This window comes from Bacillus vallismortis, from assembly GCF_004116955.1.
Taxonomy (GTDB): Bacteria; Bacillota; Bacilli; order Bacillales; family Bacillaceae; genus Bacillus; species Bacillus vallismortis.
Window position 1 is genome coordinate 988,565 of sequence record NZ_CP026362.1, and the last position, 25,796, is coordinate 1,014,360.

At 42.8% G+C, this 25,796-nt stretch carries 30 protein-coding genes and 1 pseudogene; 22 read left to right on the top strand and 9 right to left on the bottom strand.

All coding sequences use genetic code 11. The features are described 5' to 3' along the window. Positions 1-14 precede the first annotated feature (14 nt). Together BV11031_RS05355 and BV11031_RS05360 are read right to left on the bottom strand one after the other, a co-directional pair. On the bottom strand, positions 15-959 hold the full coding sequence (locus BV11031_RS05355; protein WP_010330685.1) for a 4-hydroxy-3-methylbut-2-enyl diphosphate reductase: 945 nt from the start codon (positions 957-959) through the stop codon (positions 15-17). Between the two features lie 122 nt (positions 960-1,081). After that, positions 1,082-1,807, bottom strand: a complete 726-nt coding sequence (locus BV11031_RS05360; RefSeq protein ID WP_010330684.1) for a YqfQ family protein — start codon at positions 1,805-1,807, stop codon at positions 1,082-1,084. A 167-nt stretch (positions 1,808-1,974) separates the two neighbouring features. Here BV11031_RS05360 and cshB point away from each other — a divergent pair, with 167 nt between their 5' ends. Both cshB and BV11031_RS05370 read left to right on the top strand, forming a co-directional pair. Next, positions 1,975-3,291, top strand: a complete 1,317-nt coding sequence (cshB, locus tag BV11031_RS05365; RefSeq protein WP_010330683.1) for a DEAD-box ATP-dependent RNA helicase CshB — start codon at positions 1,975-1,977, stop codon at positions 3,289-3,291. A gap of 9 nt (positions 3,292-3,300) precedes the next feature. Then, positions 3,301-4,194 carry a deoxyribonuclease IV gene (locus BV11031_RS05370; RefSeq protein ID WP_010330681.1) on the top strand — a complete coding sequence of 298 codons (894 nt, stop codon included), beginning with the start codon at positions 3,301-3,303 and terminating at the stop codon, positions 4,192-4,194. A 26-nt stretch (positions 4,195-4,220) separates the two neighbouring features. Here BV11031_RS05370 and BV11031_RS05375 read toward each other — a convergent pair whose 3' ends face one another. After that, on the bottom strand, positions 4,221-4,475 hold the full coding sequence (locus tag BV11031_RS05375; RefSeq protein ID WP_010330680.1) for a DUF2624 domain-containing protein: 255 nt from the start codon (positions 4,473-4,475) through the stop codon (positions 4,221-4,223). Positions 4,476-4,588: 113 nt separating this feature from the next. On the opposite strand from BV11031_RS05375, the gene BV11031_RS05380 reads away from it, so the two are divergent. Further along, positions 4,589-5,392, top strand: coding sequence for a YitT family protein (locus BV11031_RS05380; protein ID WP_010330679.1), 804 nt, complete (start codon positions 4,589-4,591; stop codon positions 5,390-5,392). A gap of 135 nt (positions 5,393-5,527) precedes the next feature. Continuing rightward, positions 5,528-5,965: a zinc uptake transcriptional repressor Zur gene (zur, locus tag BV11031_RS05385; RefSeq protein ID WP_010330678.1), complete on the top strand. Its 438-nt coding sequence runs from the start codon at positions 5,528-5,530 to the stop codon at positions 5,963-5,965. Between the two features lie 38 nt (positions 5,966-6,003). On the opposite strand, the gene BV11031_RS05390 is transcribed toward zur, so the two are convergent. Next, the gene (locus BV11031_RS05390) at positions 6,004-6,585 is read right to left on the bottom strand and encodes a nucleotidase (RefSeq protein ID WP_010330677.1); all 582 of its coding nucleotides are present in this window, start codon (positions 6,583-6,585) and stop codon (positions 6,004-6,006) included. 132 nt (positions 6,586-6,717) lie between these two features. Here BV11031_RS05390 and BV11031_RS05395 point away from each other — a divergent pair, with 132 nt between their 5' ends. After that, positions 6,718-7,104 carry a DUF308 domain-containing protein gene (locus BV11031_RS05395; RefSeq protein ID WP_121642917.1) on the top strand — a complete coding sequence of 129 codons (387 nt, stop codon included), beginning with the start codon at positions 6,718-6,720 and terminating at the stop codon, positions 7,102-7,104. A gap of 24 nt (positions 7,105-7,128) precedes the next feature. Here the strand turns inward: BV11031_RS05395 and ispG are convergent, their stop codons facing one another. The 3 genes from ispG to BV11031_RS05410 form a co-directional block, all read right to left on the bottom strand. Continuing rightward, the gene (gene ispG, locus BV11031_RS05400) at positions 7,129-8,262 is read right to left on the bottom strand and encodes a flavodoxin-dependent (E)-4-hydroxy-3-methylbut-2-enyl-diphosphate synthase (RefSeq protein WP_129550695.1); all 1,134 of its coding nucleotides are present in this window, start codon (positions 8,260-8,262) and stop codon (positions 7,129-7,131) included. Between the two features lie 121 nt (positions 8,263-8,383). Then, positions 8,384-8,683 (bottom strand): LysM peptidoglycan-binding domain-containing protein, encoded by a 300-nt coding sequence (locus tag BV11031_RS05405; RefSeq protein ID WP_010328214.1) that lies wholly within the window; start codon positions 8,681-8,683, stop codon positions 8,384-8,386. Positions 8,684-8,777: 94 nt separating this feature from the next. Then, positions 8,778-9,539, bottom strand: coding sequence for a DUF1189 domain-containing protein (locus BV11031_RS05410; protein WP_010328215.1), 762 nt, complete (start codon positions 9,537-9,539; stop codon positions 8,778-8,780). Between the two features lie 109 nt (positions 9,540-9,648). On the opposite strand from BV11031_RS05410, the gene BV11031_RS05415 reads away from it, so the two are divergent. The 9 genes from BV11031_RS05415 to pstB (BV11031_RS05455) all read left to right on the top strand — a co-directional run bounded on the left by BV11031_RS05415 (position 9,649) and on the right by pstB (BV11031_RS05455) (position 19,135). Continuing rightward, on the top strand, positions 9,649-10,131 hold the full coding sequence (locus BV11031_RS05415; RefSeq protein WP_010328216.1) for a DUF456 domain-containing protein: 483 nt from the start codon (positions 9,649-9,651) through the stop codon (positions 10,129-10,131). Between the two features lie 180 nt (positions 10,132-10,311). Next, positions 10,312-10,920, top strand: coding sequence for a superoxide dismutase SodA (gene sodA, locus BV11031_RS05420; RefSeq protein ID WP_010328217.1), 609 nt, complete (start codon positions 10,312-10,314; stop codon positions 10,918-10,920). Positions 10,921-11,026: 106 nt separating this feature from the next. Further along, positions 11,027-12,319, top strand: coding sequence for an MFS transporter (locus BV11031_RS05425; protein ID WP_121642915.1), 1,293 nt, complete (start codon positions 11,027-11,029; stop codon positions 12,317-12,319). Positions 12,320-12,432: 113 nt separating this feature from the next. Continuing rightward, a complete protein-coding gene (pbpA, locus tag BV11031_RS05430; protein ID WP_010328218.1) occupies positions 12,433-14,574 on the top strand; it encodes a penicillin-binding protein 2A in 2,142 nt (713 codons plus the stop codon). Between the two features lie 153 nt (positions 14,575-14,727). Next, a complete protein-coding gene (locus BV11031_RS05435) occupies positions 14,728-15,630 on the top strand; it encodes a phosphate ABC transporter substrate-binding protein (protein WP_010328219.1) in 903 nt (300 codons plus the stop codon). A 68-nt stretch (positions 15,631-15,698) separates the two neighbouring features. Next, on the top strand, positions 15,699-16,628 hold the full coding sequence (gene pstC, locus BV11031_RS05440) for a phosphate ABC transporter permease subunit PstC (RefSeq protein ID WP_010328220.1): 930 nt from the start codon (positions 15,699-15,701) through the stop codon (positions 16,626-16,628). Further along, on the top strand, positions 16,628-17,512 hold the full coding sequence (gene pstA, locus BV11031_RS05445) for a phosphate ABC transporter permease PstA (protein WP_010328221.1): 885 nt from the start codon (positions 16,628-16,630) through the stop codon (positions 17,510-17,512). The genes pstC and pstA overlap by 1 nt, the downstream gene beginning before the upstream one ends. A 20-nt stretch (positions 17,513-17,532) precedes the next feature. Further along, positions 17,533-18,342 (top strand): phosphate ABC transporter ATP-binding protein PstB, encoded by an 810-nt coding sequence (gene pstB / locus BV11031_RS05450; RefSeq protein ID WP_129550696.1) that lies wholly within the window; start codon positions 17,533-17,535, stop codon positions 18,340-18,342. 10 nt (positions 18,343-18,352) lie between these two features. Next, positions 18,353-19,135: a phosphate ABC transporter ATP-binding protein PstB gene (gene pstB, locus BV11031_RS05455; RefSeq protein ID WP_026014432.1), complete on the top strand. Its 783-nt coding sequence runs from the start codon at positions 18,353-18,355 to the stop codon at positions 19,133-19,135. Between the two features lie 29 nt (positions 19,136-19,164). Here the strand turns inward: pstB (BV11031_RS05455) and BV11031_RS05460 are convergent, their stop codons facing one another. After that, positions 19,165-19,629, bottom strand: a complete 465-nt coding sequence (locus tag BV11031_RS05460; RefSeq protein ID WP_010328225.1) for an MltG/YceG/YrrL family protein — start codon at positions 19,627-19,629, stop codon at positions 19,165-19,167. Beyond that, positions 19,626-19,979 (bottom strand): hypothetical protein, encoded by a 354-nt coding sequence (locus BV11031_RS05465; RefSeq protein ID WP_003226272.1) that lies wholly within the window; start codon positions 19,977-19,979, stop codon positions 19,626-19,628. The genes BV11031_RS05460 and BV11031_RS05465 overlap by 4 nt, the downstream gene beginning before the upstream one ends. Before the next feature lie 179 nt (positions 19,980-20,158). Between BV11031_RS05465 and BV11031_RS05470 the strand changes: the two genes are divergently transcribed. From BV11031_RS05470 to glcK, 8 genes and pseudogenes are all read left to right on the top strand, one after another. After that, positions 20,159-20,629 carry a hypothetical protein gene (locus BV11031_RS05470; protein WP_010328226.1) on the top strand — a complete coding sequence of 157 codons (471 nt, stop codon included), beginning with the start codon at positions 20,159-20,161 and terminating at the stop codon, positions 20,627-20,629. Next, entirely contained in the window at positions 20,626-21,705 is a 1,080-nt protein-coding gene (locus BV11031_RS05475) for a glycosyltransferase family 4 protein (RefSeq protein ID WP_010328227.1), read from the top strand. Before BV11031_RS05470 ends, BV11031_RS05475 begins: the two co-directional genes overlap by 4 nt. A gap of 83 nt (positions 21,706-21,788) precedes the next feature. Beyond that, the gene (rpmG, locus tag BV11031_RS05480; RefSeq protein ID WP_003153056.1) at positions 21,789-21,938 is read left to right on the top strand and encodes a 50S ribosomal protein L33; all 150 of its coding nucleotides are present in this window, start codon (positions 21,789-21,791) and stop codon (positions 21,936-21,938) included. A gap of 84 nt (positions 21,939-22,022) precedes the next feature. Further along, positions 22,023-22,586, top strand: coding sequence for a 5-formyltetrahydrofolate cyclo-ligase (locus BV11031_RS05485; RefSeq protein ID WP_010328228.1), 564 nt, complete (start codon positions 22,023-22,025; stop codon positions 22,584-22,586). A 66-nt stretch (positions 22,587-22,652) separates the two neighbouring features. Then, positions 22,653-22,826 (top strand): hypothetical protein, encoded by a 174-nt coding sequence (locus tag BV11031_RS05490; RefSeq protein ID WP_010328229.1) that lies wholly within the window; start codon positions 22,653-22,655, stop codon positions 22,824-22,826. 89 nt (positions 22,827-22,915) lie between these two features. Next, a complete protein-coding gene (gene yqgP / locus BV11031_RS05495; protein WP_010328230.1) occupies positions 22,916-24,439 on the top strand; it encodes a rhomboid protease YqgP in 1,524 nt (507 codons plus the stop codon). Positions 24,440-24,547: 108 nt separating this feature from the next. Continuing rightward, positions 24,548-24,761: pseudogene (locus BV11031_RS05500) on the top strand (YqgQ family protein). Between the two features lie 10 nt (positions 24,762-24,771). Beyond that, positions 24,772-25,737 (top strand): glucose kinase GlcK, encoded by a 966-nt coding sequence (gene glcK, locus BV11031_RS05505; RefSeq protein ID WP_010328232.1) that lies wholly within the window; start codon positions 24,772-24,774, stop codon positions 25,735-25,737. The last annotated feature ends 59 nt before the right edge of the window (positions 25,738-25,796 follow it).

A 25,796-nucleotide genomic window follows, 5' to 3' on the forward strand; every position in this document is an offset into this window, starting at 1 on the left:
AGGCTTATTCAGCCTCAGTTTTTTGCTTTTACTTTCGGGAGTATTTTTTTGAGCGGTATATTGTGTTCAGTTGTCCAAGTTGATGGATCTTCATGATCAAACTGCTCCAGAAAGCGAATGACTTCTTTTGTAATCGGCGTTGGTGTTGAAGCCCCCGCAGTAACGGCGACGGTATGAACGCCTTTCAGCCATTCGAGCTTTAATTCGCTCAAATCGCCGATTCGGTATGCTTTTGTGCCGGCTATTTCCTCCGACACTTGAGCGAGCCTATTTGAATTGTTGCTTTTCGGGTCGCCGACAACGATTGTTAGGTCCGCTTTCTTCGCCTGTTCTGATACAGCTTCCTGCCGCACCTGGGTAGCCAGGCAAATCTCTTGGTGATATTCGACATGAGGATATTTCTCTTTGACAAGCTCCATAATGTCGTGAACATCCCATTGAGACATTGTTGTTTGATTGGTCACGATCAATTTTTCTGCTTGGATATCAAGATTTTTCACATCTTCTTCGGTTTCAACTAAGTGAACGATCTCAGGCGCTACACCAACCGCTCCTTCAGGCTCTGGATGCCCTTTTTTGCCGACATAGATGACGTGATAACCTTTGTCTTTCATATCTAGAATTAAATTGTGGGTTTTCGTCACATCCGGACATGTAGCATCAATTGCGACTAATCCTCTTTCTTCGGCGATTTTTCTGACCTCAGGAGAAACACCGTGAGCAGTGAAAATCACAGTGCCTTTGTCAACCTGTTTCAGGATATCCAGACGATTAGAGCCGTCTAATGTAAAGATTCCTTCCTCTTCAAACGCATCAGTGACGTGTTTATTATGAACAATCATCCCGAGGATATAGATGGGTCTTGGCAAGCTCTTATCAAGTGACGCGTTTTTGGCAATGACCATAGCATCAACAACGCCATAGCAATAGCCGCGCGGTGATATTTTAATTACGTCCATTTTTGGTTATCCTCCAATACTGAAGTGAGTAAAAGCAATATAAAAAGCCGTAATCAAACGGCTCTATTCTTGCATTCTTCTGATCTCATTATAGCCAATCTTACTTCAGATATCAAAGAATGTTAAATATATAATCTCGGCTTTGAACTGCCTGATCTTCTCTTTGAAGAAGGAGGGGCAGTTTTATTTTTCTTCGGGGCAGATGTTTTTGATTCTTGCTCTTCACTGTCAGGTTTTTTAGATTTCATGGGGAGAGAAGAACCTTTTTGCTTTGATTTTTTGTCATCGTCTGAGGTCTTTCCTTCAGCCTTGTTCTCTGTTTCTGAGATATCTTCCGCATCTGTTTGTTTTTCATGATCCTCGTTGCTCTCTGTATCATCACTTTTACTTAATTGGCTGTACAGCTTCATCATTGCCGGCAGGTTACGGACTAACGGGCCGTACTGCTGGATCATAGGGGTGACTTGCTGCGCCATGCCAAGCACTTTTTGCACATTCCCGAGCATACTGGATAAAGATGAAGGGTTGGCGATATTTTGAATCCCTTGGAGACCTGCTCCTCCGCTCGCTGCTGCGCCTGCTCCAGGAACTCCGGCGCTGCCAGCGCCTCCTCCGCCGGGCAAAAACCTTGACAGCATTCCTTTTAAGCCCCCGCCTGCACCTGCACTATTTCTCGTCCCGGCATTTGCCTGAGGAAGAAATGGTCCTGATTGCTGAAAACCTTGCTGCTGTCCAAATGAAGGTCTGCGCATATTAGGCGGTCTCCTGCCCATCATTTGCTGATTTGGCATGGGGCGGGGCGGTCCGGGCTGTTGATAATTTCTCATCGGCTGCTGTGGTGAAAACATACTTGTACCTCCTTTCAGCTCTCTCTGCTATTAGAATATGCATGTGCTTCGGTATTTGCTTAACATAACCGAATAAAACAAAAGCCTTGCAACCGTGGTGTTTTTAAGCGAAATCGGGTATAATGTAATGATGGATACATAATGTCCGCTTTAAGGAGCTGGGAAAAATGAAAGAAACGAAATTTGAACTATATGAATTGAAACCGTTTATTATAGATGCAGTACATCGCCTTGGTTTTTACGAACCGACAGATATTCAGAAAAGGCTGATTCCTGCAGTGTTAAAAAAAGAAAGTGTCATCGGCCAGTCACAGACGGGAACCGGAAAGACGCACGCTTATTTACTGCCTTTATTAAACAAAATCGATCCTGCGAAAGATGTCGTTCAGGTTGTCGTCACCGCTCCGACAAGAGAGCTTGCCAACCAGATTCATCAGGAAGCGCTTAAAATTACCCAAGGTGAAGAAGGCGCCCAGATTCGCTCGAAATGTTTTATCGGAGGCACAGATAAACAGAAATCGATTGATAAACTGAAGACACAGCCGCACCTTGTCGTCGGTACACCCGGCCGGATTGCCGATTTAATCAAAGAACAGGCGTTAAGTGTTCATAAAGCGGAATCGCTCGTCATTGATGAAGCGGATTTGATGCTGGACATGGGGTTCATTGCAGATGTGGATTACATTGGTTCCCGCATGCCTGAGGATTTGCAGATGCTTGTGTTCTCAGCGACCATTCCGGAAAAGCTGAAACCATTTTTGAAAAAGTATATGGAAAATCCGAAATACGCCCACGTGGAGCCAAAACAGGTGACTGCCGCGAAAATCGAGCATATTCTCATTCCCTCGAAACATCGTGACAAGGACAAGCTCCTTTTTGACATCATGTCCCATTTGAATCCTTACCTGGGCATTGTGTTTGCCAATACGAAAAACACGGCTGACCATATTGCTCAATATCTGACTGGCAAGGGCATGAAAATCGGCCTGCTGCATGGCGGATTAACGCCTCGTGAGCGGAAAAAAGTCATGAAACAGATTAATGATTTGGAATTCACTTATGTCATAGCAACTGACCTTGCTGCAAGAGGCATCGATATTAAAGGTGTCAGCCATGTGATCAACTATGAGCTGCCGGAGGACCTTGATTTCTATGTCCACCGTGTGGGCAGAACCGCTCGTGCCGGCTCATCAGGACAAGCGATGACCATTTACGAGATTTCTGATGAGGATGCATTAGCCAGACTTGAGAAAATGGGCATCGAATTTGATTATTTAGAGCTTGAAAAGGGCGAGTGGAAAAAAGGCGATGACCGCCAGCGCCGCAAGAAGCGCAAAAAAACGCCGAACGAAGCGGATGAAATGGCGCAGCGTCTCGTGAAAAAACCGAAGAAGGTAAAGCCTGGATATAAAAAGAAAATGAGCTATGAGATGGAGAAAATCAAGAAAAAACAGAGAAGAAACCAATCTAAAAAAAGAAAGTAGGGGAACCTGTTGTTGAGAATAGGCTCACACGTCTCTATGAGCGGGAAACATATGCTTCTGGCTGCAAGCCAGGAAGCTGCCTCTTATGGGGCGAACACGTTTATGATCTATACTGGCGCACCGCAAAATACGCGCCGAAAGAAAATTGAAGACTTAAATATAGAAGCTGGCCGGGCACACATGCAAGAAAACGGCATTGACGAGATTATCGTACATGCGCCTTATATTATTAATATTGGCAACACGACAAATCCGTCCACTTTTGAGCTGGGTGTCGATTTTCTTCGTTCTGAAATTGAACGGACAGCGGCCATCGGAGCGAAACAGATTGTCCTTCACCCAGGCGCTCACGTAGGAGCGGGAGCTGAGGCAGGCATCAAAAAAATTATTGAAGGATTAAACGAAGTAATTGATCCGAATCAAAATGTCCAGATTGCATTAGAAACAATGGCAGGAAAAGGATCAGAGTGCGGCAGAAGCTTTGAGGAGCTTGCACAGATTATCGATGGCGTTACACACAATGAGCTTCTGTCGGTATGCTTTGACACGTGCCATACACATGATGCCGGATATCAGATTGTTGAAGACTTTGACGGCGTGCTAAATGAGTTCGATAAAATCGTCGGCATTGACCGTATAAAAGTGCTTCATATTAATGACAGCAAAAATGTCAAAGGCGCGAGAAAAGACCGCCATGAAAACATCGGCTTTGGTGAAATCGGATTTGAGGCACTGCAGTATGTGGTTCACCATGAGCAGTTAAAAGACATTCCAAAAATCCTTGAAACACCGTATGTCGGTGAAGATAAAAAGAATAAGAAGCCGCCATACCGCTTTGAGATTGACATGCTGAAAGAAAAACAATTTGATGACAATTTGCTCGAAAAAATTTTACAGCAATAAAAAATGGGGGATAGGTCCCCCATTTTTTAGCTTGTGAATTGTTTGAATAGTTCATTAACGGTTTGAGCTGTTTCTTTTGATGTAATGGCCTCTACCTGTTTCAGCAGCCGCATTCGTTCATTCTCATTAAAAATGTTCACATTTTTCCCGTATAACAGGTTTGCTACTTCAATGGCTTGCGGTCTTGTCAAACTGATTCCGTATTGTTTTGAGTACTTCAGCAAATCGTCAGCAGTAGCCTGATTAAGGCGCTGCAAAATAATTCTTTGAAATAAAATCATCGATCGTTCCACCTCCAGACTTAATGTATGGCCAATCATCAAAATGTGTCAGTGTTTAGTGGTAAAATAGATTTATAATTATTTAATATCATTATTTCAGGAAAGGAGATTTTATGACCCCAACCAAACAACATAAGAGAGAAACATTTTCCCGCTTTATGTTCAGGGTCTTCATGATTCTGGCAGGAGCTGCATCTGCGGCTGTTAGCATTGAATTATTTTTAATCCCCAACAATTTTATTGATGGCGGAATTATTGGTGTATCACTTATTTTAGACTACCTCTTTATGTCAACGCCCGTTCTGAATTTCGCTATATTTGTTGTCATTTTAAATATTCCTTTTATGATCTTCGGGTATAAATATATCGGTAAGACCTTCCTTGTCTCAACGATGATTGGAATTGTCGGGCTTGCCGTTATTGAATCCTCGCTTCACCATGTGGAAGCCATTACAACTCAGCCTATTTTGGCAACTGTGTTCGGAGGTCTTTTACTCGGCTTTGGTGTCGGGCTCGTTATTCGAAACGGAGGTTCAATGGACGGCACAGAAATTCTTGGGATTTTGCTGACGAAAAAACTGCCCTTTTCAGTAGGTGAGTTCGTTATGCTCATCAATGTATTCATTTTCATTTGGGCTGGTTTTGTGTTCGGCCCTGAGCAAGCGATGTACTCTTTCATGACTTACTATATTGCGATGAAAACCATTGATGCCGTGATTCAGGGGCTTGATGAAACAAAAGCTGTCATTATTGTGTCAGATCAGTATGACGAAATTTCCGACGCGATTTTGCACCGTCTTGGTCGAGGAACAACAAAGCTGAAGGCCATTGTGTTTGAAGTAGATCATAACGCCTTCATCACCATTATGAATACTCATGAAACGAGAGGCGGAAAATTCAAAAACGCAATTCACTAGGCTTTCATTTACTTTTATTCATTTTATGGGTATAATTTTATCTGTGGTAAAGAAAATGGCTTGCTGGTCAGACAGCTGCCATTTTCTTTTTCATACATGTGATACGTTCTTAAGCAAAGAAAAGGGGGACCCTTCATGAACGTACAAGAAGCGTTGAACCTACTGAAAGAAAACGGATATAAATATACAAATAAACGGGAAGATATGCTGCAGCTTTTTGCTGATTCAGACAAGTATCTTACCGCTAAAAACGTACTGTCCGCATTAAATGATGATTATCCCGGCTTAAGCTTTGATACAATCTACAGAAATCTTTCTTTATATGAAGAACTAGGTATTTTGGAAACAACTGAGCTGTCCGGTGAAAAGCTCTTCCGATTTAAATGTTCGTTTACCCATCATCACCATCACTTTATTTGTCTTGCCTGCGGCAAAACAAAGGAAATTGAGTCATGTCCAATGGACAAGCTTTATGATGATTTGGATGGCTATCAGGTCAGCGGGCATAAATTTGAGATTTACGGCACCTGCCCTGGTTGTACAGCGGAAAACCAAGAAAACACAACTGTGTAATTGTATAGATATGAAAAAAGGGGCCAAGGGCTCCTTTTTCAGTTATTGACACGTATCAAATGATGCTTGTTTTTGTTTATCCATTGAACGGCTTCTAGCCAGTTGCTCACTCTGATGATATTCGAATCAATGGGAAGCTGATTATAAGGGGAATTGAATAAAATCACCGGAATCCCGGCTTCTTTCGCGATCATCATTGCGTTTCCGTGATGATCCTCAAAAAACAAGTCGATGTTGTGATTTTTGACTGCATCCACTTTATGATGGCCGCCAACGAGTTCGATGTGGTCGTAATGAATGTTTTGTCTGTCAAACCATTCATAGGTAATAGTAGTGAGATGAGTTCGTCTGGCTGTAATAAAAATAAGCTTGTGTTCCTCTTTAAGGAGATCAAGTGACTGTTTTGCGTGCTGCGCAAGCATTGCTTCCTTATATATCATCGCTTCATTGTGATTCATCCAATCCCAAAATTCTTCCTGCGTAATATGTAACAGCTTTGTCAAATCATAATCCGTCATATCGTCTAATGAAATGGAAAGATTAAACGAGCGGTTCAAATAAGGGACGAATGTATCCTGAGCTGTTATTGTGCCGTCAATATCTATTCCTAAGCGTAACATGCCCACACTCCTTCAGTTTCATCCTTTCAAGTGTAACATAAACAATTAACATTACCAGAAAAGTTTAGCAAACATGAAACGGGTAAATTGGTTCAAACTATAAAAGCTCCTTTAATAAAACAGAAGGGGGAATTGAAGGTGGCAGATTACGAAAAACGTGACAACAACAGCTACTATGTTGATCATGGTTCTGAAGGCACAAATATTACCCGCGACAATGATGGTTTTTTTGAGGAAACGGCTGCTGAAATCGCAGAACCTTACCGTGCTAGTGATCGAAACAATGATCGAGACAATAACCGCAGCGGCGGCAATGTTAATGAAGGACGGGGAATGGGATATATTGCGTTAGCCTTGTCCATTATTTCTTTGTTTGTACTGCCTGTTTTATTGGGAGCTGCCGGTATTATTGTCGGCTATATCGCAAGAAGAAGAGGTGCCCAGGGCCTGGGAGCTTGGGCGATGGGTATCGGTGTCGTCTCGTTAGTGCTGGGAATATTTATTATTCCGTTTTTTTAACATAAAAAGCTTGACGGGTTCCCGTCAAGCTTTTTGTGTCTCTTCTTTTAATTTTGCTTTTTCAGCTTTAAGCTTTGCGTAGTGTTCCTCAGCTAGAATGTCGATTTCTTTCTTAAGTTCCTCTACCATTGTTTCCTCTGGAACTTTACGAACAATCTTTCCTTTCCGGAACAACAGCCCTTCTCCGCGTGCGCCGGCAATCCCGATATCGGCTTCTCTTGCTTCACCAGGTCCGTTTACAGCACAGCCCAGAACAGCAACTTTGATCGGTGCTTTAATCTTGGAAATATACTCTTCCACTTCGTTGGCGATGCTGATGAGGTCAATCTCAATACGGCCGCAAGTTGGACATGAAATGAGTGTGGCAGCATTGGAGGCTAAGCCGAAAGATTTCAGAAGCTCCCTTGCTACTTTTACCTCTTCCACAGGATCTGCGCTTAATGAAATACGCAAAGTGTTTCCGATGCCCTTGCTTAAAATTGCGCCGAGTCCTGCTGCGCTCTTTACTGTTCCGGCAAACAGCGTTCCCGATTCGGTAATCCCGAGGTGCAGCGGGTAATCAAATGCTTTTGACGCTTTTTCATAAGCCTCGATCGCAAGGTTGACGTCCGATGCCTTCATGCTGACGATAATATCGTGGAAGTCAAGATCTTCAAGAATTTTAATGTGATGAAGTGCGCTTTCTACCATTCCGTCGGCAGTCGGGTAACCGTATTTTTCTAAAATCCGCTTTTCAAGTGAACCAGCGTTTACTCCGATTCTGATCGGAATCCCTTTTTCTTTCGCCGCTTTAACGACCGCTTCGACTTTTTCACGGCGGCCGATGTTGCCAGGGTTGATTCGGATTTTATCGGCGCCGCCTTCAATGGCTTTTAACGCAAGTTTATAATCGAAATGGATGTCTACAACGAGCGGAATGGTAATCCGTTTTTTAATATCTGCAATGGCGTTTGCCGCCCGTTCATCCGGACATGCTACCCGAACGACTTGGCATCCGGCTTCAGCCAAACGGTTAATCTCCGCAACCGTTGCTTCTACATCATGTGTTTTTGTTGTTGTCATGCTTTGGATGACAACTTCATTGTTGCCGCCTATTGTTAAAGGTCCCACTTTTACGGGACGCGTTTTTGTACGATGTGTGATTTCACTCACTTGCAATCGCTCCTTAATTGTAGTTGCCGCTTCTAGATGTAACAATTCTAGTATGGTGTATGTGAATTTATTTTACAAATTACATTGTAACAGTGTCTTCGCCAAACTGACAAGAAATTAACGTTAATTAAGGGTAGACAGGGAATTTGTACGCTGTTCCGGCTTGAATGGCGTTGGCCCTCACATTCGGATTCAGTGCTTCAAAATCCTTTACAATGTCGTCTGGCGAACCTGCTTGTCCGACAATTGACATAACCGTGTCACCCGGCTGTACCTTAACCGTTTTATAAACGGGTCCTTGTGCAGCCGTTTTTGCTGATGCTTCATAGACAGGAAGGTCCTGAATGGGTATTGTTCCAATTTTAAGATCATAAAAAAGAATAAAAAGGATAAAAACAATGCTGCATACAAAGGTAAGACGCTTCATCACTTTTCCTCCCGCATACGAAATTTTATACCATAGTATGCTTGTCCGTTTAGATTCATGACAAAAGAAAAGAGACTGCGAATGCAGTCTCGGATTATAAAGCAGCTTTTTTGGATGGAATCTCTTTCAATACGAGAAACAGGATGACAAAGTTGACAAACCAGTTCAGTAAAAATTCACTTGGGACGGTCGCTTCTAATGCACGCATGATCGTAAAGAATACGGTCGAAAGGGTGATGGAATAGGCGGAAAGCTTCCAGAGCTGATGGTAGGACAGTTGCTTTCTCTGCGAATTCTTAATGATGACTCCGATAAGCGCCAAGAATGATACTTCAATACATTTTCCTGCGGCAGTTACGAGGAAAATGAGAGCTGAGAGAACAACAACGATCATGGTTTTATTTTGGTTTAAACCTGTAATGACATCTTTCTTCTTTAACTCTGACGGCATCATAGAGTAAGGCATCTCCTGGGCTTGTCCGTCAATGGCCAAAACAAATTTGTTCTGGAGGATGCCGATCGCGTTTTGCTTTGCTTCAATTTGCTTGGTGCCGTAGGCGTCGGTCGGATCAAATACGATAACGAAACCATTTGCCTGTGATTCCGTGGCTTTTTTCGTATCCGTTTGAAGTTTGCCGTTTGAAATTGTGAAATCAGGGAAATCTTTGTTTAACACGGTTTTAAAGGCATTCATTGATTTGACGGTCCCTGAGCTTACATAATAAGCGGTAGGAATTGCAAAAAGGACAGAAAGTAAAAATACATAAAGAATCGCTTTTCCGATTCCTTGAAATCTTGTTTTTGCAATATCACGGGGAGAGTATGTACTTTTGATGAAAAGCTGAAATACATTCACTATCTTCACTTCCTAGCTATACTAATATATGTTGCTTATTGTATCGTTGCCTGCGTGTGAATACAAGGAAGACATAAAGAAGACAGGTGTAAAAGGGAGGAAGGATGCTATGGATATGTTGTATTGGTTGTTGATTGCGGCGGTATTTATCATCGCCTTTATTGGCCTGATGTATCCCATTATTCCGAGTGTCATATTTATCGTTGCCGGATTTGTATTGTATGGATTTTTGTTTTCTTTCAGTCCGTATTCTTATATGTTCTGGCTCGTGGAAGCTGTTTTTGCCGCAGTATTATTCGCCGCGGATTATGTGTCTAATTTGCTTGGAGTAAAAAGATTCGGCGGAAGCAAAGCTGCCATATGGGGAAGCACGATCGGTTTATTAATTGGGCCATTCATCATTCCGGTTGCAGGGATCATATTGGGCCCGTTTATCGGGGCTGTTTGTGCAGAACTTATCGTCCACCAAAAGGACGTCAAGTCAGCGTTTAAAATCGGTCTCGGCTCACTCATCGGCTTTTTAACAGGCGTTATTGCAAAGGGCATGATACAGCTGTTGATGATCGGATATTTTTTATGGACGGTTCTATAAGAATGGCGGGCGGATGTTTAATGGGGCGAATTATCGGTTAAAGTGAAATATATCCGCTGAAATGAGCCAAGATGTGAGCTTTTTCATTGCTTACGCAGCATTCTTTTGTTACATTGAATGAAGAAAGGCTCGCTGTGAAGCGGCATTTCAGTACATATATATATTAAAGGAGGAATTATCATGGCTTACGAACTTCCAGAATTACCTTATGCGTACGATGCTTTAGAACCGCATATCGACAAGGAAACTATGACTATTCACCATACGAAACACCACAACACATACGTTACAAATTTAAACAAAGCGGTTGAAGGAAACACTGCTCTTGCTAACAAATCAGTTGAAGAGCTTGTTGCAGATCTTAATTCTGTTCCTGAAAACATCCGCACTGCAGTCCGCAACAACGGCGGCGGACACGCGAACCACAAATTATTCTGGACACTTTTATCTCCAAACGGCGGAGGCGAGCCGACTGGCGCGCTTGCTGATGAGATCAACAGTGTATTTGGAAGCTTTGACAAATTCAAAGAGCAATTCGCAGCTGCGGCAGCTGGACGCTTCGGTTCTGGCTGGGCATGGCTTGTTATGAACAACGGCAAACTTGAAATCACAAGCACGCCAAACCAAGATTCTCCGCTTTCTGAAGGCAAAACGCCTATCTTAGGCCTTGATGTTTGGGAGCATGCATACTACCTTAACTATCAAAACCGCCGTCCTGATTACATTTCAGCATTCTGGAATGTTGTAAACTGGGACGAAGTGGCTCGTCTATATAGCGAAGCAAAATAATGACACTAGCAAGGTCCTCAATAGAGGGCCTTGTTTTTTTATGTCTTCTTTTTACATATCTCGGTTTGAGAGAGACAGACTAAGGGATAGTAAAGGGGAGTCAGTAATGAGCAAACTAAAAAAAGTGATTGGCGATGTAGACGTAAACAAAGGGTTACTTTTTCTATTGACCATTGGCGGGCTTTACTCACTGGGAATTGCCCTGTCCAATACATTTGTTAATGTGTATCTCTGGAAGCAGTCAGGGAAGTTTATTGATTTGGCGATATATAATTTATCCATTGTGACAATGCAGCCGATAACCTTTTATTTGGCTGGACGGTTAGCCAAAAAAATAGACAGGGTGTTCATTTTAAGATTCGGCGTCATTTTTTTAGCTGCCTTTTATTTAAGTGTGCTTTTAGCCGGAGAAACAGCAGCCAGCCGGCTTGTGCTGATTGGCGCAGTGCTCGGAGTGGGCTATGGCTTTTATTGGCTTGCGTTTAACGTGCTGACCTTTGAAATCACAGAGCCGGATACGCGAGACTTTTTCAACGGATTTATGGGCATTCTGTCTTCCTCTGCAGGAATGATCGGTCCGATTGTAGCGGGATTTGTCATCTCAAGGCTTGAAAATAATACGGGTTACACAGTGATTTTCAGCCTCTCTCTCAGTTTGTTTGCATTGGCTGTTGTGATGAGCTTTTTTTTAAAACGAAGAGAATCAAAGGGCCGATTTATGCTTAGCAAAGTGTTTGGAGAGCGCCATAGCAATATGAATTGGCGCAGAATTACAAATGCGCATTTTTTTCAAGGCTTGAGAGAAGGCATTTTCATTTTTTTAATCAGTGTTTTTGTATTTATTGAAACAAATAGCGAACTGGCCCTTGGCACATTCGGCCTTGTCAACTCAGCTGTCTCTTTCTTTGCCTATTACTTTGCGTCCAGGCTGATTAAGAAAAAGGCCAGGAAAAAATCGATTTTGCTGGGCGGTCTTATTCTGTATGGAGCGCTGTTTTTGATTCTGTTTCATATGAGCTTTACGACATTATTGACATACGGCGTTTTTATTGCGATTGGCTATCCTCTTTTGCTCGTGCCATATGTATCACTTACATATGATGTGATAGGCCGGGCGAGACATGCCAGAAAAGCAAGAATCGAATATATCGTGCTGAGGGAATTGTTTTTAAACGCCGGCAGGATCGTCTCCATTTTATCTTTTCTCCTGATCGTGGCCCTTCTGAAGGAGGACGTGGGAATTCCTTTGTCACTCGCGATCTTGGGCATAGGACATCCGCTGATTTATTATTTTGTCAAGGACATCCGTTTTAAGGATAAAGAAGAGGAAAATCAAACGATGGAAGAAGACGGCCAAAAACGGGTCACGGAACCGAATCTTTTAAAAGGCGAAAGATAATTTTTTGTCAAAAAGGGGTTATCTGTAGAAAAAAGTCGAAAAAACCTTTAAAATGAAAATTGGCACTCTTACTTGAGTGTCTTTTCTTTCTGTAAATAGAAAAAGGTGATGTTATGAGGAGAAATCAACCAAAAAAACAAAATCATAAAGAGAAAAAGAAGTCGCTTCCGATCCGGCTGAATATTTTATTCTTAGCTGCCTTCGTTATCTTTACCTGGATCATTGTGGAACTGGGCATCAAGCAGATCGTGCAAGGCGATGACTACAAAAATCAAGCCAATAAGCAGGAACAAAGTGAAGTCAGCTCGGCGGTGCCGCGCGGGAAAATTTATGATCGCAACTTTAATGCCATCGTGACAAATAAGGCTTTAAATGCAATCACATACACCAGATCTAAATCAACCTCGCAAGAGCAGCGGTTAAAGATCGCAAAAAAGCTGTCCGAGATGATTAAAGTCGATACGAAAAAAGTAACAGAACGGGATAAGAAGGATTATTGGATTTTGACTAGGCCAAATGAAGCCAAAAAGCTGATTACCTCTAAAGAAAGACAGCAGGCAGAAGACAAAAAATTATCCGATGACGATTTATATCAGCTTCAGCTGAAACGGATTACCGATAAGCAGATGAATGACCTGACGGATAAAGACATGCAGATCCTCGCCATCAAAAGACAGATGGATTCAGGATACGCATTGACTCCTCAATATATCAAAAATGAAGATGTGTCAGCGAAGGAAATGGCAGTGGTGAGTGAACATTTAGACGAACTGCCGGGTGTGGATGTCACGTCCGATTGGGAACGTGAATATCCGTATAAAAATCTTCTTCGCTCAGTGCTCGGAAGTGTTTCCAGCTCTGATGAAGGCTTGCCGTCCAACTTGCTCGACCATTACCTGTCGCTTGGCTACAGCCGAAATGACAGAGTCGGGAAAAGCTATTTGGAATACCAATACGAAAGCCTTCTGCAAGGACAAAAAGCTAAAGTCGAAAACATCACAGATGCAAACGGCAATGTCACGGGAACAAAAACCGTTTCTGAAGGCAAAGCCGGTAAGGATCTCGTGCTTACAATTGATATTGATTTGCAAAAATCCGTTGAAAAAATCATTGAGAAGAATTTAAAATCAGCTAAAACAAGAGCAAGCACTCAATTGTTAGACCGCGCTTTCGTTGTCATGATGGATCCAAGAAACGGTGAAGTGCTGACAATGGCGGGCAAGCAGATTAAACAAGAAAATGGAACATACAAGTTTGATGATTATGCTTTGGGAAATATGACTTCATCCTATGCCATGGGGTCAGCTGTTAAAGGTGCAACCGTACTAACGGGTCTTCAAACCGGCGCGATTAACTTAAATACGGTTTTTCAAGATGAGCCGTTATATATCGGTCAAGATAAAAATGGCAAAAAATCATGGAAGAATTTAGGTTCGGTTAATATTCAAAGAGCGTTAGAGCAGTCTTCCAACGTATTTATGTTTAAAACTGCGATCGCAATCGGTAAAGGCGAGTATAAACCGCATCAAGCTTTACCAATAGATACTGCGGCCTTTGATACATTCCGTAATCACTTTAGCCAATTTGGATTGGGTGTCAAAACGGGAATTGATCTTCCGAATGAAATGACGGGCTATAAAGGAACAAACAGACTAACAGGATTCTTGCTTGACTATGCGATCGGCCAGTATGATACGTATACACCGCTGGAACTGGCGCAATACGTATCAACGATTGCAAACGGCGGCTATCGCTTGAAGCCTCAGCTTGTAAAAGAAGTCAGGGAACCCAATGCTGAAAAAGGGATTGGGGCAGTTGTCCAATCTGTTCAGCCTGAAGTGCTGAATAAAATTGACATGAAAAGCGAGTACATTAAAGAGGTACAAGCTGGGTTCAGACGAGTGATGACAAAAGGGACAGCAGCCAGCCAATTTGCTTCAGCATCCTATCAGCCTGCCGGCAAAACAGGAACAGCGCAGTCCTTCTATGATGGGCCTGATAAATCAAAAACAGGTACTGGGACTTATAATACGACACTTGTCGCTTATGCCCCGGCTGATAATCCAGAAATAGCGATCTCTGTCGTAGTGCCTTGGGCTTATATAGATTATGGCGCTAAATATACCATTACAAATGATATCGGCAGAGAAGTATTGGATAAATATTTTGAGCTGAAGTCGAAGCAGGACAAAGAAGATACTCAGCAAAAGAATAAAGACAAAATTGAAGAAAACGCAACGTCTTCTAATCACTAAAAGGAACGCTCACATTCTGTGGGCGTTTTTTTTATACAAAAAAACGCATTGATTTACAAAACCTTAACATTCAATACAAACCCTTTTTACACAGAACCTTTACTCTATACGTGTAGGACAAATTACACATTATACGCAGGGGGAATTCAGGAAATGAAAAAAAACAAATGGGTGCTTATGCTTCTGATGGCTGCTTTTATGATGGTCGCAGCTGCATGCGGAAATGCAGGAGAAAGTGAAAAATCAAATAGCGATTCTTCAAAAGGAGAAGAAAAGGCATCAGGATCTTTAACCATTTCTGGTTCATCGGCTATGCAGCCATTAGTACTCGCTGCCGCAGAAAAGTTTATGGAAGAAAACCCTGATGCAGATATACAAGTACAAGCTGGCGGTTCTGGAACAGGGCTTTCTCAAGTTTCTGAAGGAGCTGTTCAGATCGGAAATTCAGACGTTTTTGCTGAAGAAAAAGAAGGAATCGATGCAAAAGCGCTTGTCGATCATCAAGTCGCAGTAGTTGGTATGGCAGCAGCTGTACACCCTGATGCTGGTGTGAAAGACATTTCAAAGGATGAATTGAAAAAAATCTTCACTGGCAAAATCAAAAACTGGAAAGAGCTTGGCGGCAAAGACCAAAAGATCACACTTGTAAACCGTCCTGATTCTTCTGGTACACGTGCTACATTTGTGAAATATGCGCTTGACGGAGAAGAGCCTGCAGAAGGCATTACTGAAGATTCATCTAACACAGTGAAAAAAATCATTGCTGATACTCCTGGAGCGATTGGGTATCTTGCATTCTCATATTTAACAGATGACAAAGTCACAGCACTATCTATTGACGGCGTAAAACCTGAAGCGAAAAATGTTGCGGCTGGCGAGTATCCGATCTGGGCTTACCAGCATTCTTACACAAAAGGTGAAGCGACAGATTTGGCTAAAGAATTTCTTGATTATTTAAAGAGTGAAGACATTCAAAAAAGCATTGTTACTGACCAAGGGTACATCCCGGTTACTGATATGAAAGTGACACGCGATGCCGAAGGGAAGCAAAGCTGATCTTAATAAAAAGAGGAGTGCGGTGACAGCCGTTTCTCCTCTTAACACATTCATAGGAGTGTAAAACAATGATAAACGATAGAGAAAATATGTCTGTGAGCGAGCGTTTAATCAGCTCAAGGCAAAATCGGCAATTGGATGAAGTTCGGGGAAGAATGATTGTGACAGCTTGTGCCCTTATTATGATTGCGGCATCTGTTGCGATCACCATTTTCCTCGGCGTTAAGGGGCTGCAATCTTTTCTGGTAAATGGTGTAAGCCCAATTGAATTCTTAACGAGCCTAAATTGGAACCCTACGGATACGAATCCGAAATATGGAGTGCTGCCATTTATTTTTGGATCATTTGCAGTAACGATTCTTTCTGCACTCATTGCTGCGCCGCTCGGCATTGCAGGTGCGATTTTTATGACGGAAATTGCGCCGAATTGGGGAAAGAAAGTGCTCCAGCCGGTGATTGAGCTTTTAGTCGGCATTCCATCTGTTGTTTATGGATTCATAGGTCTTACAGTGTTAGTGCCGTTTATCGCTCAGTTCAAATCGAGCGGAACAGGGCACAGTTTATTGGCGGGAACGATTGTCCTTTCGATTATGATTCTGCCGACCATCACATCGATCTCAGCTGATGCGATGGCTTCTCTTCCAAAGAGTTTAAGAGAAGGTTCTTACGCGCTTGGTGCGACAAGATGGCAGACGATCAGAAAAGTACTTGTGCCCGCAGCTTTTCCGACATTAATGACGGCTGTTGTGCTTGGTATGGCACGGGCATTCGGAGAAGCTTTGGCTGTTCAGATGGTCATTGGAAATACAAGAGTATTGCCGGAAAGCCTGTTTGACACTGCAGGAACACTGACAACGATCATCACGTTAAATATGGGCCATACCACGTACGGCAGCGTTGAAAACAATACGCTGTGGTCAATGGGGCTGGTGCTTCTGGCGATGTCATTCTTGTTCATCCTGCTTATTCGCTACTTGTCATCTAGGAGGAAAGTGTAATGAACCGCAAAATAACAGATAAACTGGCTACCGGAATGTTTGGTTTGTGCGCAGCCATTATCACAGCCATTCTAGCAGGCTTGTTTTCCTATATTATTATAAACGGTGTTTCCCAGATCAGCTTTGACTTTATTACGACAAAATCAAGCGCCATAGCAGCTGGAGGAGGAATACGCGACCAGCTGTTTAACTCCTTTTATATTTTGTTTATCACGATGCTGATTACAATCCCGCTCGGTGTGGGCGGCGGAGTGTTCATGGCTGAGTACGCGCCTAATAACAAGGTGACTGATTTTATCAGAACATGTATAGAGGTGCTTTCATCACTTCCGTCAATTGTGATTGGGATGTTTGGATTACTGATGTTTGTTAACTTAACAGGCTGGGGATATACGATCATAGGCGGGGCGCTTGCGTTAACTGTTTTTAACCTTCCTGTCATGGTGCGAGTGACAGAAGACGCAATTCGTTCAGTCCCTAAAGATCTGAAGGAAGCCTCTCTCGCTTTAGGTGTATCACGTTGGCATACCGTAAAAACGGTTTTAATTCCGAGTGCAATCCCTTCTATCATTACAGGAGCGATTTTAGCGTCAGGAAGGGTATTCGGAGAAGCTGCGGCATTATTATTTACAGCCGGTCTGACAACACCGCGCCTTAATTTTACAGAATGGAACCCGTTTTCTGAAACATCGCCATTTAATATTTTCAGGCCCGCTGAAACACTTGCCGTTCACATTTGGAACGTAAATACGCAAGGAATCATTCCGGATGCTGAAGCGATTGCCAACGGAGGTTCTGCGGTGCTGGTCATTTCTGTTCTTGTGTTTAATCTCGCAGCGAGATGGCTTGGCACGATGATCTACAAAAAGCTTACGGCAAATTAGAACGGAAAGAGGCGAAAAACATGTCTGAACAAATGGTAAAAGAAAAGCCTGAACGTGCTGTTTTCGTTCCAAAACAGAACCACGTGATCGAAGTGAAAGATCTGTCTATTTTTTACGGAACGAAACAAGCGGTTCACCATGTGAATATGGATATTGAAAAGCATGCGGTCACCGCTTTGATTGGGCCGTCAGGATGCGGAAAGTCTACTTTTTTGAGAAACATTAACCGAATGAATGACTTAATTCCTTCGGCAAGAGCTGAAGGCGAAATCCTTTATGAAGGATTAAATATACTGGGTGGCAATATTAACGTTGTCAGCTTAAGAAGAGAAATCGGAATGGTTTTTCAAAAACCGAATCCTTTTCCGAAATCGATCTATGCGAATATCACACACGCATTGAAATATGCCGGAGAGCGGAATAAAGCTGTTTTAGATGAGATTGTGGAAGAAAGCTTAACAAAAGCAGCGCTCTGGGATGAGGTGAAGGATCGTTTGCATTCGTCTGCACTCTCATTATCAGGAGGCCAGCAGCAGCGTTTATGTATCGCGAGAACGCTTGCGATGAAGCCGGCTGTTCTTCTGCTGGATGAACCAGCTTCAGCGCTAGATCCGATTTCAAATGCAAAAATAGAAGAATTAATAACACAACTGAAAAGGGAATACTCAATTATTATTGTCACGCACAATATGCAGCAGGCGCTGCGGGTTTCTGACCGGACAGCATTCTTTTTAAACGGAGAGCTTGTCGAATACGGACAGACTGAGCAAATTTTTACTAGTCCGAAGCAGCAAAAGACAGAGGATTATATTAACGGGAAATTCGGATAGGAGGGCGGCAATGAGTATTGCTACCAAAGCTGTAATGAAACAGGAAGTCTATCAAGTCAATGGAATGGACTTATGGTATGGACAGCATCATGCCTTGAAAAATATCAATTTGAGCATTTATGAAAACGAGGTCACGGCGATTATCGGGCCGTCAGGATGCGGGAAATCGACCTTCATTAAAACATTGAATTTGATGATTCAAATGACGCCGAATGTAAAGCTTGCAGGGGAGCTTCATTATAATGGCACCAATATTTTAAAGGATAAAGTGGATATCGTCGATTTACGAAAAAATATCGGCATGGTATTCCAAAAAGGAAACCCGTTTCCGCAATCGATCTTTGATAATGTCGCTTACGGACCGAGAGTCCACGGCACTAAAAATAAAAAGAAGCTTCAAGACATTGTGGAAAAGTCATTAAAAGATGTGGCGTTATGGGATGAGGTGAAGGATCGTTTGCATTCATCTGCACTCTCGTTATCAGGAGGCCAGCAGCAGCGTCTTTGTATCGCCAGAGCGCTTGCGACAAATCCTGATATTTTGCTGATGGATGAACCGACATCTGCATTAGATCCAATTTCAACAAGAAAGATTGAAGAACTCATTCTTGAGCTGAAACATCAATATACCATTGTCATCGTTACGCATAACATGCAGCAGGCAGCAAGGGTTTCTGATCAAACAGCTTTTTTCTATATGGGTGAGCTTGTTGAATGTGACAATACCAATCAAATGTTTTCTAATCCGCAGGATCAAAGAACTTTTGATTACATCACAGGGAAGTTTGGATAAAAAAAACAGGCTGACAGTCAGCCTGTTTTTTATCGTGTTAACGTTTTTACGATCTTTTTGAAACTCATGTCTGATTTCACTTTAAATTCGCCTGCGCGAATTTCTTTGTGATACCCGGCATCAATGACATAGTCGTTAAAATCTTGAGCCGAGGAGATAATGCCTTCTTTTTCAAGAATAGCAGATACATCAGCGGTGCTCATGCCGTCTTTAATGTTGAGCTTGTACGTTTTTACTTTGTTTGTTTTCGTTTCTGGGCTGCTGTCGTCGTTCAAGGATTTCTCTTTTGAATCAAGAAGTTTTTGATATTCATCACGGTTAACAGAAACCATTTTTTTAGAATCAAGGTAATTGTTCACGTCTTGTTCGGTTACTGTTTTATGTTCTTTTACAGCGGCCGCCTGGTCTTCGTCTGTCAGATAAAAAACAGCTGCAAGAACGGCTGTCGCTAAAATAATGCCGCCAGCAAATGCCTGAATGCCCCGTTTTGTCATACGAGCACCTTCTCGTTATCTTTGATAATCGTATTGACGTCTTCCACTGATACATGTTCAGCTTTAGCGATCGCCTCAGCGGACATGCCGTTATTATATTTTGAAAGTATTTGTTTAGCGATCTTTTGATTGATATCGCTATGCTTTGATTTGCGGATGACAAGGTTTGTTTCCAGCAATTCTTCCTCAAGCACTGTCATTTTCTTTTTGAGCTTGTAAATTTCCTGCATCGCAGAAAGCTGCAGTGTTTCGAGCTCTTGCTCTACATCTTTCATCGGATCTCTTTGAGAATATGAGAATGCAATTAGCGCTATACTGACGATAAACAACGCAATAATAGCAATTTCCACGTTTCATCACCTTCTATTCTTTTTTTATCCTTCTTTTTTATACCATAAAACCAATCGTTTCTAAAGGTATTCGCAAAAAAAACGAGATTTTGTCGACAAATCTTTCTTTGCTTCCACTCTATGTAATGGTTTAATAGGAACACCGAGTGAACGAGAGGAAAGGAGAATGTCAGCAGTCCATGGATAAATACCCATTTCCCTATAATATACGACATAAGCTTTCTTTTTTTAGGGACACATTCGACATGACCATTCAAAACGCTCATACCTTGACTGTAAGCTGGGCACTCTCAGAAGAAACAATGCAGCTGGCTGAAGCTGTGCTTTTCGAAAGTCCGCAGGATATGATAAAAGAATTGCGCATCGTTCTCAAAAGGAAAGATATCGAAGCTGTCAGAACAATACGCACAGCGTATCATAAAGGGGAGTGGACGCTTGGACAGGCGGCTGGTGATGCTGTTTATCGGGCTGAGTATAGAATCGTTAACTCAATGAATGTCTCTCTCAAACTCGCCGATACAGGGGACATCTATCTTGCGGAAAATGGAGTTAGTAACCTGAACAGCTTTCAGACTCAGAATGCGGATATCAGGTGGGAGAAGCAATTTTCTGCTTATACCTGTTATGGGAAAGGGGAAGAAGAACAATGAACGTTCTCATGCTGGCTCTCGAACATCCTCAAGAGCCGAAAAGCGGGATTGGTGTCCATTTAAACCGACTCATCTCCTATTTAAAACCGTATATCAACATAACCGTTTGCACGCCAAAAAGGCAGATGTTTTCATATGCGCAGTTTGAAGATTTCATAGCTGATGCGAATTTTACAATGATTCAACATGTGTTATCCTGCAATGAACGTGTCGACTTGATTCATGCCCATGACGACATGACAGCCCCTGCCGCACATGATTTGAAACAACGGCTCGGCCTCCCTCTTGCAGTGACGATCCACGGTCTAGAAAGCGAAAGAAAAAAGGTGTGCCAAGAAGCGCCGCATCCATACAGACTGCAGATCGAACGTCTCCTGATAGAAGCTGCTGATGAACTGATTGTATTGAGCTCTTTTATGAAACGCTCGCTTGATAATGTAACTCGTAAAAAAATAACCGTTATTCCAAGCCCTGCATCTATGGAGGAGGAAAAGGGAGAAATTCAGCGAAGCATGATGAAAGGAAGGTTTTTATTTTCATTTGGCAGGTTTGTTCCAGAAAAAGGATTTGCTCAGCTGTTAAAGGTGTTTGCTCTCCTAAGGCGGCGTCAGCCTGACCTTCATTTGGTGCTGGCTGGGGAGGGGCCGTCTCGCTCCTCCTGTGAAAAATTGGCTTCAGCATTGAACTTGGAACGTGTCCTATTCTTGCCTGTTCTGCACAGAAGAGACATCAGAGCGTTTCTGTCTCACTGTGAAATGGCTGTTTTCCCTAGTGTTTATGAGCCGTTTGGACTTGCCGCACAGGAAAGCATGGAACAAGGTGTGCTGACTGCCGTTTCTCCGTCGGGCGGTTTTTGTGACTTTGCCCTTCACGGCAAAACGGCATACACCATTGATTTCACGCGCACGCAGGAAGCGGCTGACCTGCTGGACAGGTTATTAAAAGACCGGGAAAGAGCCCGCCGGATCAAAGAAGCAGGCAGAGAACAAGTACTCAAACAACACCATCCCCGGCTCCTTATGACATCATATTTACAGCTTTATGAGCGTATCATGAATAATTCAGTAATTCATTGAAAAACAGCCTAGCATTCCGTCCATTATAGTGGTATTATATATAAGTCTGAATAAGTAAATGATTTTAGTTTGGAGGGAAAATAATGCGCGTTAATATTACTTTGGCTTGCACTGAATGTGGTGAGCGTAACTATATTTCTAAAAAGAACAAACGCAACAATCCAGACCGCGTTGAATTTAAAAAATATTGCCCGCGTGATAAAAAATCTACGTTACACCGTGAAACAAAATAACAGCCTAGCTGTTTGAGGTGTGAGAAAAAAGCCAGAGCTTTGAAAAAGGTTCTGGCTTTTTTTCTATTCCGAGGGGGATGAGAGATGAAATCACAATTAAGGAAAAAGACGATAGAGGCACTATCTGCTGTATCAAGTGAAGAACTTATTCAAAAAACAGCACGTATGTACAAGCATTTGTTTTCACTGCCGGAGTGGCAAAATGCCAGCACCATTGCCGTCACCATCTCCAGAGAGCTGGAAATACCGACGCGTCCAGTCATTGAGCAGGCTTGGAAAGAAGGAAAACAAGTTTGTATTCCAAAATGCGACCCTGGTACGAAAAAAATGCAATTCCGCACATATCAGACCGATGATCAGCTCGAAACCGTTTACGCCGGACTTCTTGAGCCGATGATTGAAAAAACAAAAGCAGTGAAACCATCACAAATTGACTTGATAATCGTTCCGGGTGTTTGTTTCGATACTGACGGGTTTAGGATCGGCTTTGGCGGCGGCTATTATGACCGTTTTTTAAGCGATTATAAAGGGAAGACAGTCTCTTTGCTCTTGAAGTGCCAGCTGTTTGCGCATGTTCCCCGTCAACCGCATGACATCCCGGTACATAAGCTGATAACAGAAGATCAGATCATTTCTTGTTTTTCATAACTTTCCTGCTCCTTATTCAAGAATAAATAAGAAAGAATGACAAACCCTATTGGCAGGAGGGATATGATGAAAAAACTTTTGATTTATGCCATTTTCGCTTTTTCAGCTGTCATGTTTTATCAAAACCGCTATCGTCTTATGAATACCGTACTAAGCCAGCCGAGAATCAGGCGGTCTTTTATCCATTTCTTTTTAAGAATTCCGTTTATCCGCAATAAATTTATCCAGCAAGCTTTCTGAAATCCCGTGAAAAACGGGATTTTTTGCTTTCAGTAGGCGTTCGGAGCCGCCAGCTGTTATAATGAAAAAAAACCATTGGAGCGGTACACATGTATTTACTGGAGTATACATATTGGAAAATCGCGGCGCACTTTGTGAAAAACGGGTATGGCGTCATACAAGCCGGTGAGTCAGATGAAATATGGCTGGAAGCACCGGACAAGTCCTCTTATGATCTGGTTCGCCTTTATAAACATGATATTGATTTTCGTGAGGAAATGGCGAGGGACATAGAAGAGCAGGCTGAACGAGTAGAACGAATCAGAACGTCAGTGGGCAAACGTCGGATGAAGCTGCTGAATGTATTTTTTTCAGCGGAAGCCCCTGTCGATGACTGGGAAGAGATCGCCGAAAAGCCTTTTGAGATGGGGCCTGTATCAGTTGAGCCGGCGATCGTGAGGGGAACCATGCTTCGTGATGATCTTCAAGCTGTTTTTCCATCATATCGAGCAGAAGAATATACAGAAGCCCGCGCTTCGTTCGAAGATGCGAAAATGGCGAGAGAGCGTTTTCTTTCGCTGATTCTGAAACAAGAAGAACAAAGAAAAAATGAAGCAGCGGTGTTTCAAAACGGAAAACCGTTCTTTACTTATTTATTCATCGCGCTTCAGGTCTTGATGTTTTTCTTGCTTGAAATAAAGGGAGGCAGCACAAATACAGAGACGCTTGTCGCTTTTGGAGCAAAAGAAAACAGCCTGATTGCAGCGGGTGAATGGTGGCGGCTCTTGACGCCGATTGTGCTTCACATTGGCATTGTGCATTTAGCGTTTAATACGCTGGCTTTATGGTCGGTCGGCACAGAGGTTGAGCGGATGTACGGATCGGGCAGATTTCTCCTGATTTATCTGGCGGCAGGCATTACGGGTTCGATCGCAAGCTTTGTGTTCAGCCCGTATCCTTCCGCTGGCGCTTCAGGAGCCATATTCGGATGCTTAGGAGCACTGCTGTATGTAGCTTTGTCAAATCGGAAAATGTTTTTTAGAACCATTGGAACCAATATTATTGTCATTATTATCATCAATTTGGGCTTTGGTTTTGCGGTTTCTCATATTGACAATTCGGGGCATATCGGCGGCTTGATTGGCGGCTTTTTCGCAGCTGCCGCATTAGGATTGCCCCAAGCCGGAGCATTGGGAAGAAGACTATTGTCAGCGGTTTTCTTGGTTGCTTTGGCGGCTGGGTTTTTATATTACGGATTGCATTCGCCTTCCCATCAGGAGTCAGCGCTGATTCAGCAGGCAAACGAGCTGTATCAGGAAGGGAAGTATAAAGAAGTAACGGAATTGCTGAATGGAGAAGCGGAACAAAAAGATGCCTCGGCCGATTTATTGAAAATTCTGGCTGTTTCTGACATTCATATCGGCGAATATGATCAGGCCACTTCCCTGTTGGAAAGAGCAGTGAAAAAAGAACCTAAAGACCATGCCTCTTATTACTACTTAGCCTTGCTGTATGCGGAAAAAAATGAGCTTGGTCAAGCGGAAAAGGCTATCGAGTCGGCTATAAAACTGAAGCCGAAGGAGCAGCGATACAAAGAGATGCAGCAGCATATTGAGAACAATAAAGTATCATAAGGAATGGCATATATGCCAAAGAGGGAGGCTGGCTCATTGTCAGCGTTTTCTTCTTGACTGGCTCATCTATATGAATACGCTTATGATAGTTAAGAATGGTGAGGAAAAATGAATACATTTTATGATGTGCAGCAGCTGTTAAAAACGTTTGGCCACATTGTTTATTTTGGAGACAGAGAGCTTGAAATAGAGTTTATGCTGGATGAATTAAAGGAATTATACATGAACCACATGATTGAGAAGGAGCAGTGGGCCAAAGCGGCATCTGTCCTTCGAAAAGAATTGGAACAAGCAAAACGGAAAAGATTTATGTAAAGGCTAAGGTGATAAAAATGGACGAGATATGGTTTGCAGGCATTGATCTGGGAGGAACAACAATTAAACTAGCTTTGATTAACCAATATGGTGAAATACAGCATAAGTGGGAAGTCCCGACTGATAAAACCGGTGACACCATAACTGTTACAATTGCAAAAACAATCGACAGCAAGCTGGATGAGCTGCAAAAGCCAAAGCATATCATCAAATACATCGGAATGGGCGCACCAGGTCCTGTAGATATGGCGGCAGGAGTCGTTTATGAAACGGTAAATCTCGGATGGAAAAACTACGCTTTAAAGAACCACCTGGAGACAGAGACCGGTATTCCGGCTGTCATAGAAAATGATGCGAATATTGCTGCGCTCGGGGAAATGTGGAAGGGAGCGGGTGACGGCGCAAAAGACGTCATTCTCGTGACGCTTGGCACAGGAGTTGGCGGCGGCATCATTGTAAATGGTGAAATTGTACATGGCATAAATGGCGCAGGCGGGGAAATCGGTCATATTTGCAGCATTCCTGAAGGCGGAGCGCCTTGCAACTGCGGGAAAATGGGCTGTATCGAAACGATAGCGTCGGCAACCGGGATTGTAAGAATTGCAAAAGAGAAAATAGCAAATGCTAAAAAGACGACACGTTTACAAGCTACTGAACACTTGTCAGCGCGAGATGTATTTGAAGCGGCGGGTGAACATGACGAAATTGCCCTTGAAGTCGTTGAGTATGTAGCCAAGCACCTTGGTTTGGTGCTTGGAAATTTGGCAAGCTCGCTTAATCCATCAAAAATCGTTCTTGGCGGCGGTGTTTCGAGAGCCGGTGAAATGCTGAGGTCAAAAGTCGAGAAAACATTCCGCAAATGTGCGTTTCCACGGGCAGCCGAAGCGGCTGATATTTCTATTGCCACACTTGGGAATGATGCCGGCGTCATCGGCGGGGCTTGGATCGCTAAAAACGAATGGCTGAAACACCAAAATTGTTAAACTTGTGTAAATGAAATTGATTTTTTGTTGTGCTCAGGTTAAGATTTAATTTGATGTGT

Bases quoted from the DNA above. Each gene is read 5' to 3' on its own strand.
- BV11031_RS05415 (WP_010328216.1), top strand. From the start codon at position 9,649: ATGGATATGTTGTATTGGTTGTTGATTGCGGCGGTATTTATCATCGCC.
- BV11031_RS05375 (WP_010330680.1), bottom strand. From the start codon at position 4,475: ATGATTTTATTTCAAAGAATTATTTTGCAGCGCCTTAATCAGGCTACT.
- BV11031_RS05405 (WP_010328214.1), bottom strand. From the start codon at position 8,683: ATGAAGCGTCTTACCTTTGTATGCAGCATTGTTTTTATCCTTTTTATT.
- BV11031_RS05485 (WP_010328228.1), top strand. From the start codon at position 22,023: ATGAAATCACAATTAAGGAAAAAGACGATAGAGGCACTATCTGCTGTA.
- pstB (WP_129550696.1), top strand. From the start codon at position 17,533: ATGTCTGAACAAATGGTAAAAGAAAAGCCTGAACGTGCTGTTTTCGTT.
- yqgP (WP_010328230.1), top strand. From the start codon at position 22,916: ATGTATTTACTGGAGTATACATATTGGAAAATCGCGGCGCACTTTGTG.
- pstB (WP_026014432.1), top strand. From the start codon at position 18,353: ATGAGTATTGCTACCAAAGCTGTAATGAAACAGGAAGTCTATCAAGTC.
- BV11031_RS05390 (WP_010330677.1), bottom strand. From the start codon at position 6,585: ATGTTACGCTTAGGAATAGATATTGACGGCACAATAACAGCTCAGGAT.
- BV11031_RS05460 (WP_010328225.1), bottom strand. From the start codon at position 19,629: ATGACAAAACGGGGCATTCAGGCATTTGCTGGCGGCATTATTTTAGCG.
- BV11031_RS05425 (WP_121642915.1), top strand. From the start codon at position 11,027: ATGAGCAAACTAAAAAAAGTGATTGGCGATGTAGACGTAAACAAAGGG.
- sodA (WP_010328217.1), top strand. From the start codon at position 10,312: ATGGCTTACGAACTTCCAGAATTACCTTATGCGTACGATGCTTTAGAA.
- BV11031_RS05360 (WP_010330684.1), bottom strand. From the start codon at position 1,807: ATGTTTTCACCACAGCAGCCGATGAGAAATTATCAACAGCCCGGACCG.
- BV11031_RS05475 (WP_010328227.1), top strand. From the start codon at position 20,626: ATGAACGTTCTCATGCTGGCTCTCGAACATCCTCAAGAGCCGAAAAGC.
- BV11031_RS05380 (WP_010330679.1), top strand. From the start codon at position 4,589: ATGACCCCAACCAAACAACATAAGAGAGAAACATTTTCCCGCTTTATG.
- pbpA (WP_010328218.1), top strand. From the start codon at position 12,433: ATGAGGAGAAATCAACCAAAAAAACAAAATCATAAAGAGAAAAAGAAG.
- pstC (WP_010328220.1), top strand. From the start codon at position 15,699: ATGATAAACGATAGAGAAAATATGTCTGTGAGCGAGCGTTTAATCAGC.
- BV11031_RS05435 (WP_010328219.1), top strand. From the start codon at position 14,728: ATGAAAAAAAACAAATGGGTGCTTATGCTTCTGATGGCTGCTTTTATG.
- cshB (WP_010330683.1), top strand. From the start codon at position 1,975: ATGAAAGAAACGAAATTTGAACTATATGAATTGAAACCGTTTATTATA.
- zur (WP_010330678.1), top strand. From the start codon at position 5,528: ATGAACGTACAAGAAGCGTTGAACCTACTGAAAGAAAACGGATATAAA.
- BV11031_RS05490 (WP_010328229.1), top strand. From the start codon at position 22,653: ATGAAAAAACTTTTGATTTATGCCATTTTCGCTTTTTCAGCTGTCATG.
- rpmG (WP_003153056.1), top strand. From the start codon at position 21,789: ATGCGCGTTAATATTACTTTGGCTTGCACTGAATGTGGTGAGCGTAAC.
- BV11031_RS05470 (WP_010328226.1), top strand. From the start codon at position 20,159: ATGGATAAATACCCATTTCCCTATAATATACGACATAAGCTTTCTTTT.
- BV11031_RS05355 (WP_010330685.1), bottom strand. From the start codon at position 959: ATGGACGTAATTAAAATATCACCGCGCGGCTATTGCTATGGCGTTGTT.
- pstA (WP_010328221.1), top strand. From the start codon at position 16,628: ATGAACCGCAAAATAACAGATAAACTGGCTACCGGAATGTTTGGTTTG.
- glcK (WP_010328232.1), top strand. From the start codon at position 24,772: ATGGACGAGATATGGTTTGCAGGCATTGATCTGGGAGGAACAACAATT.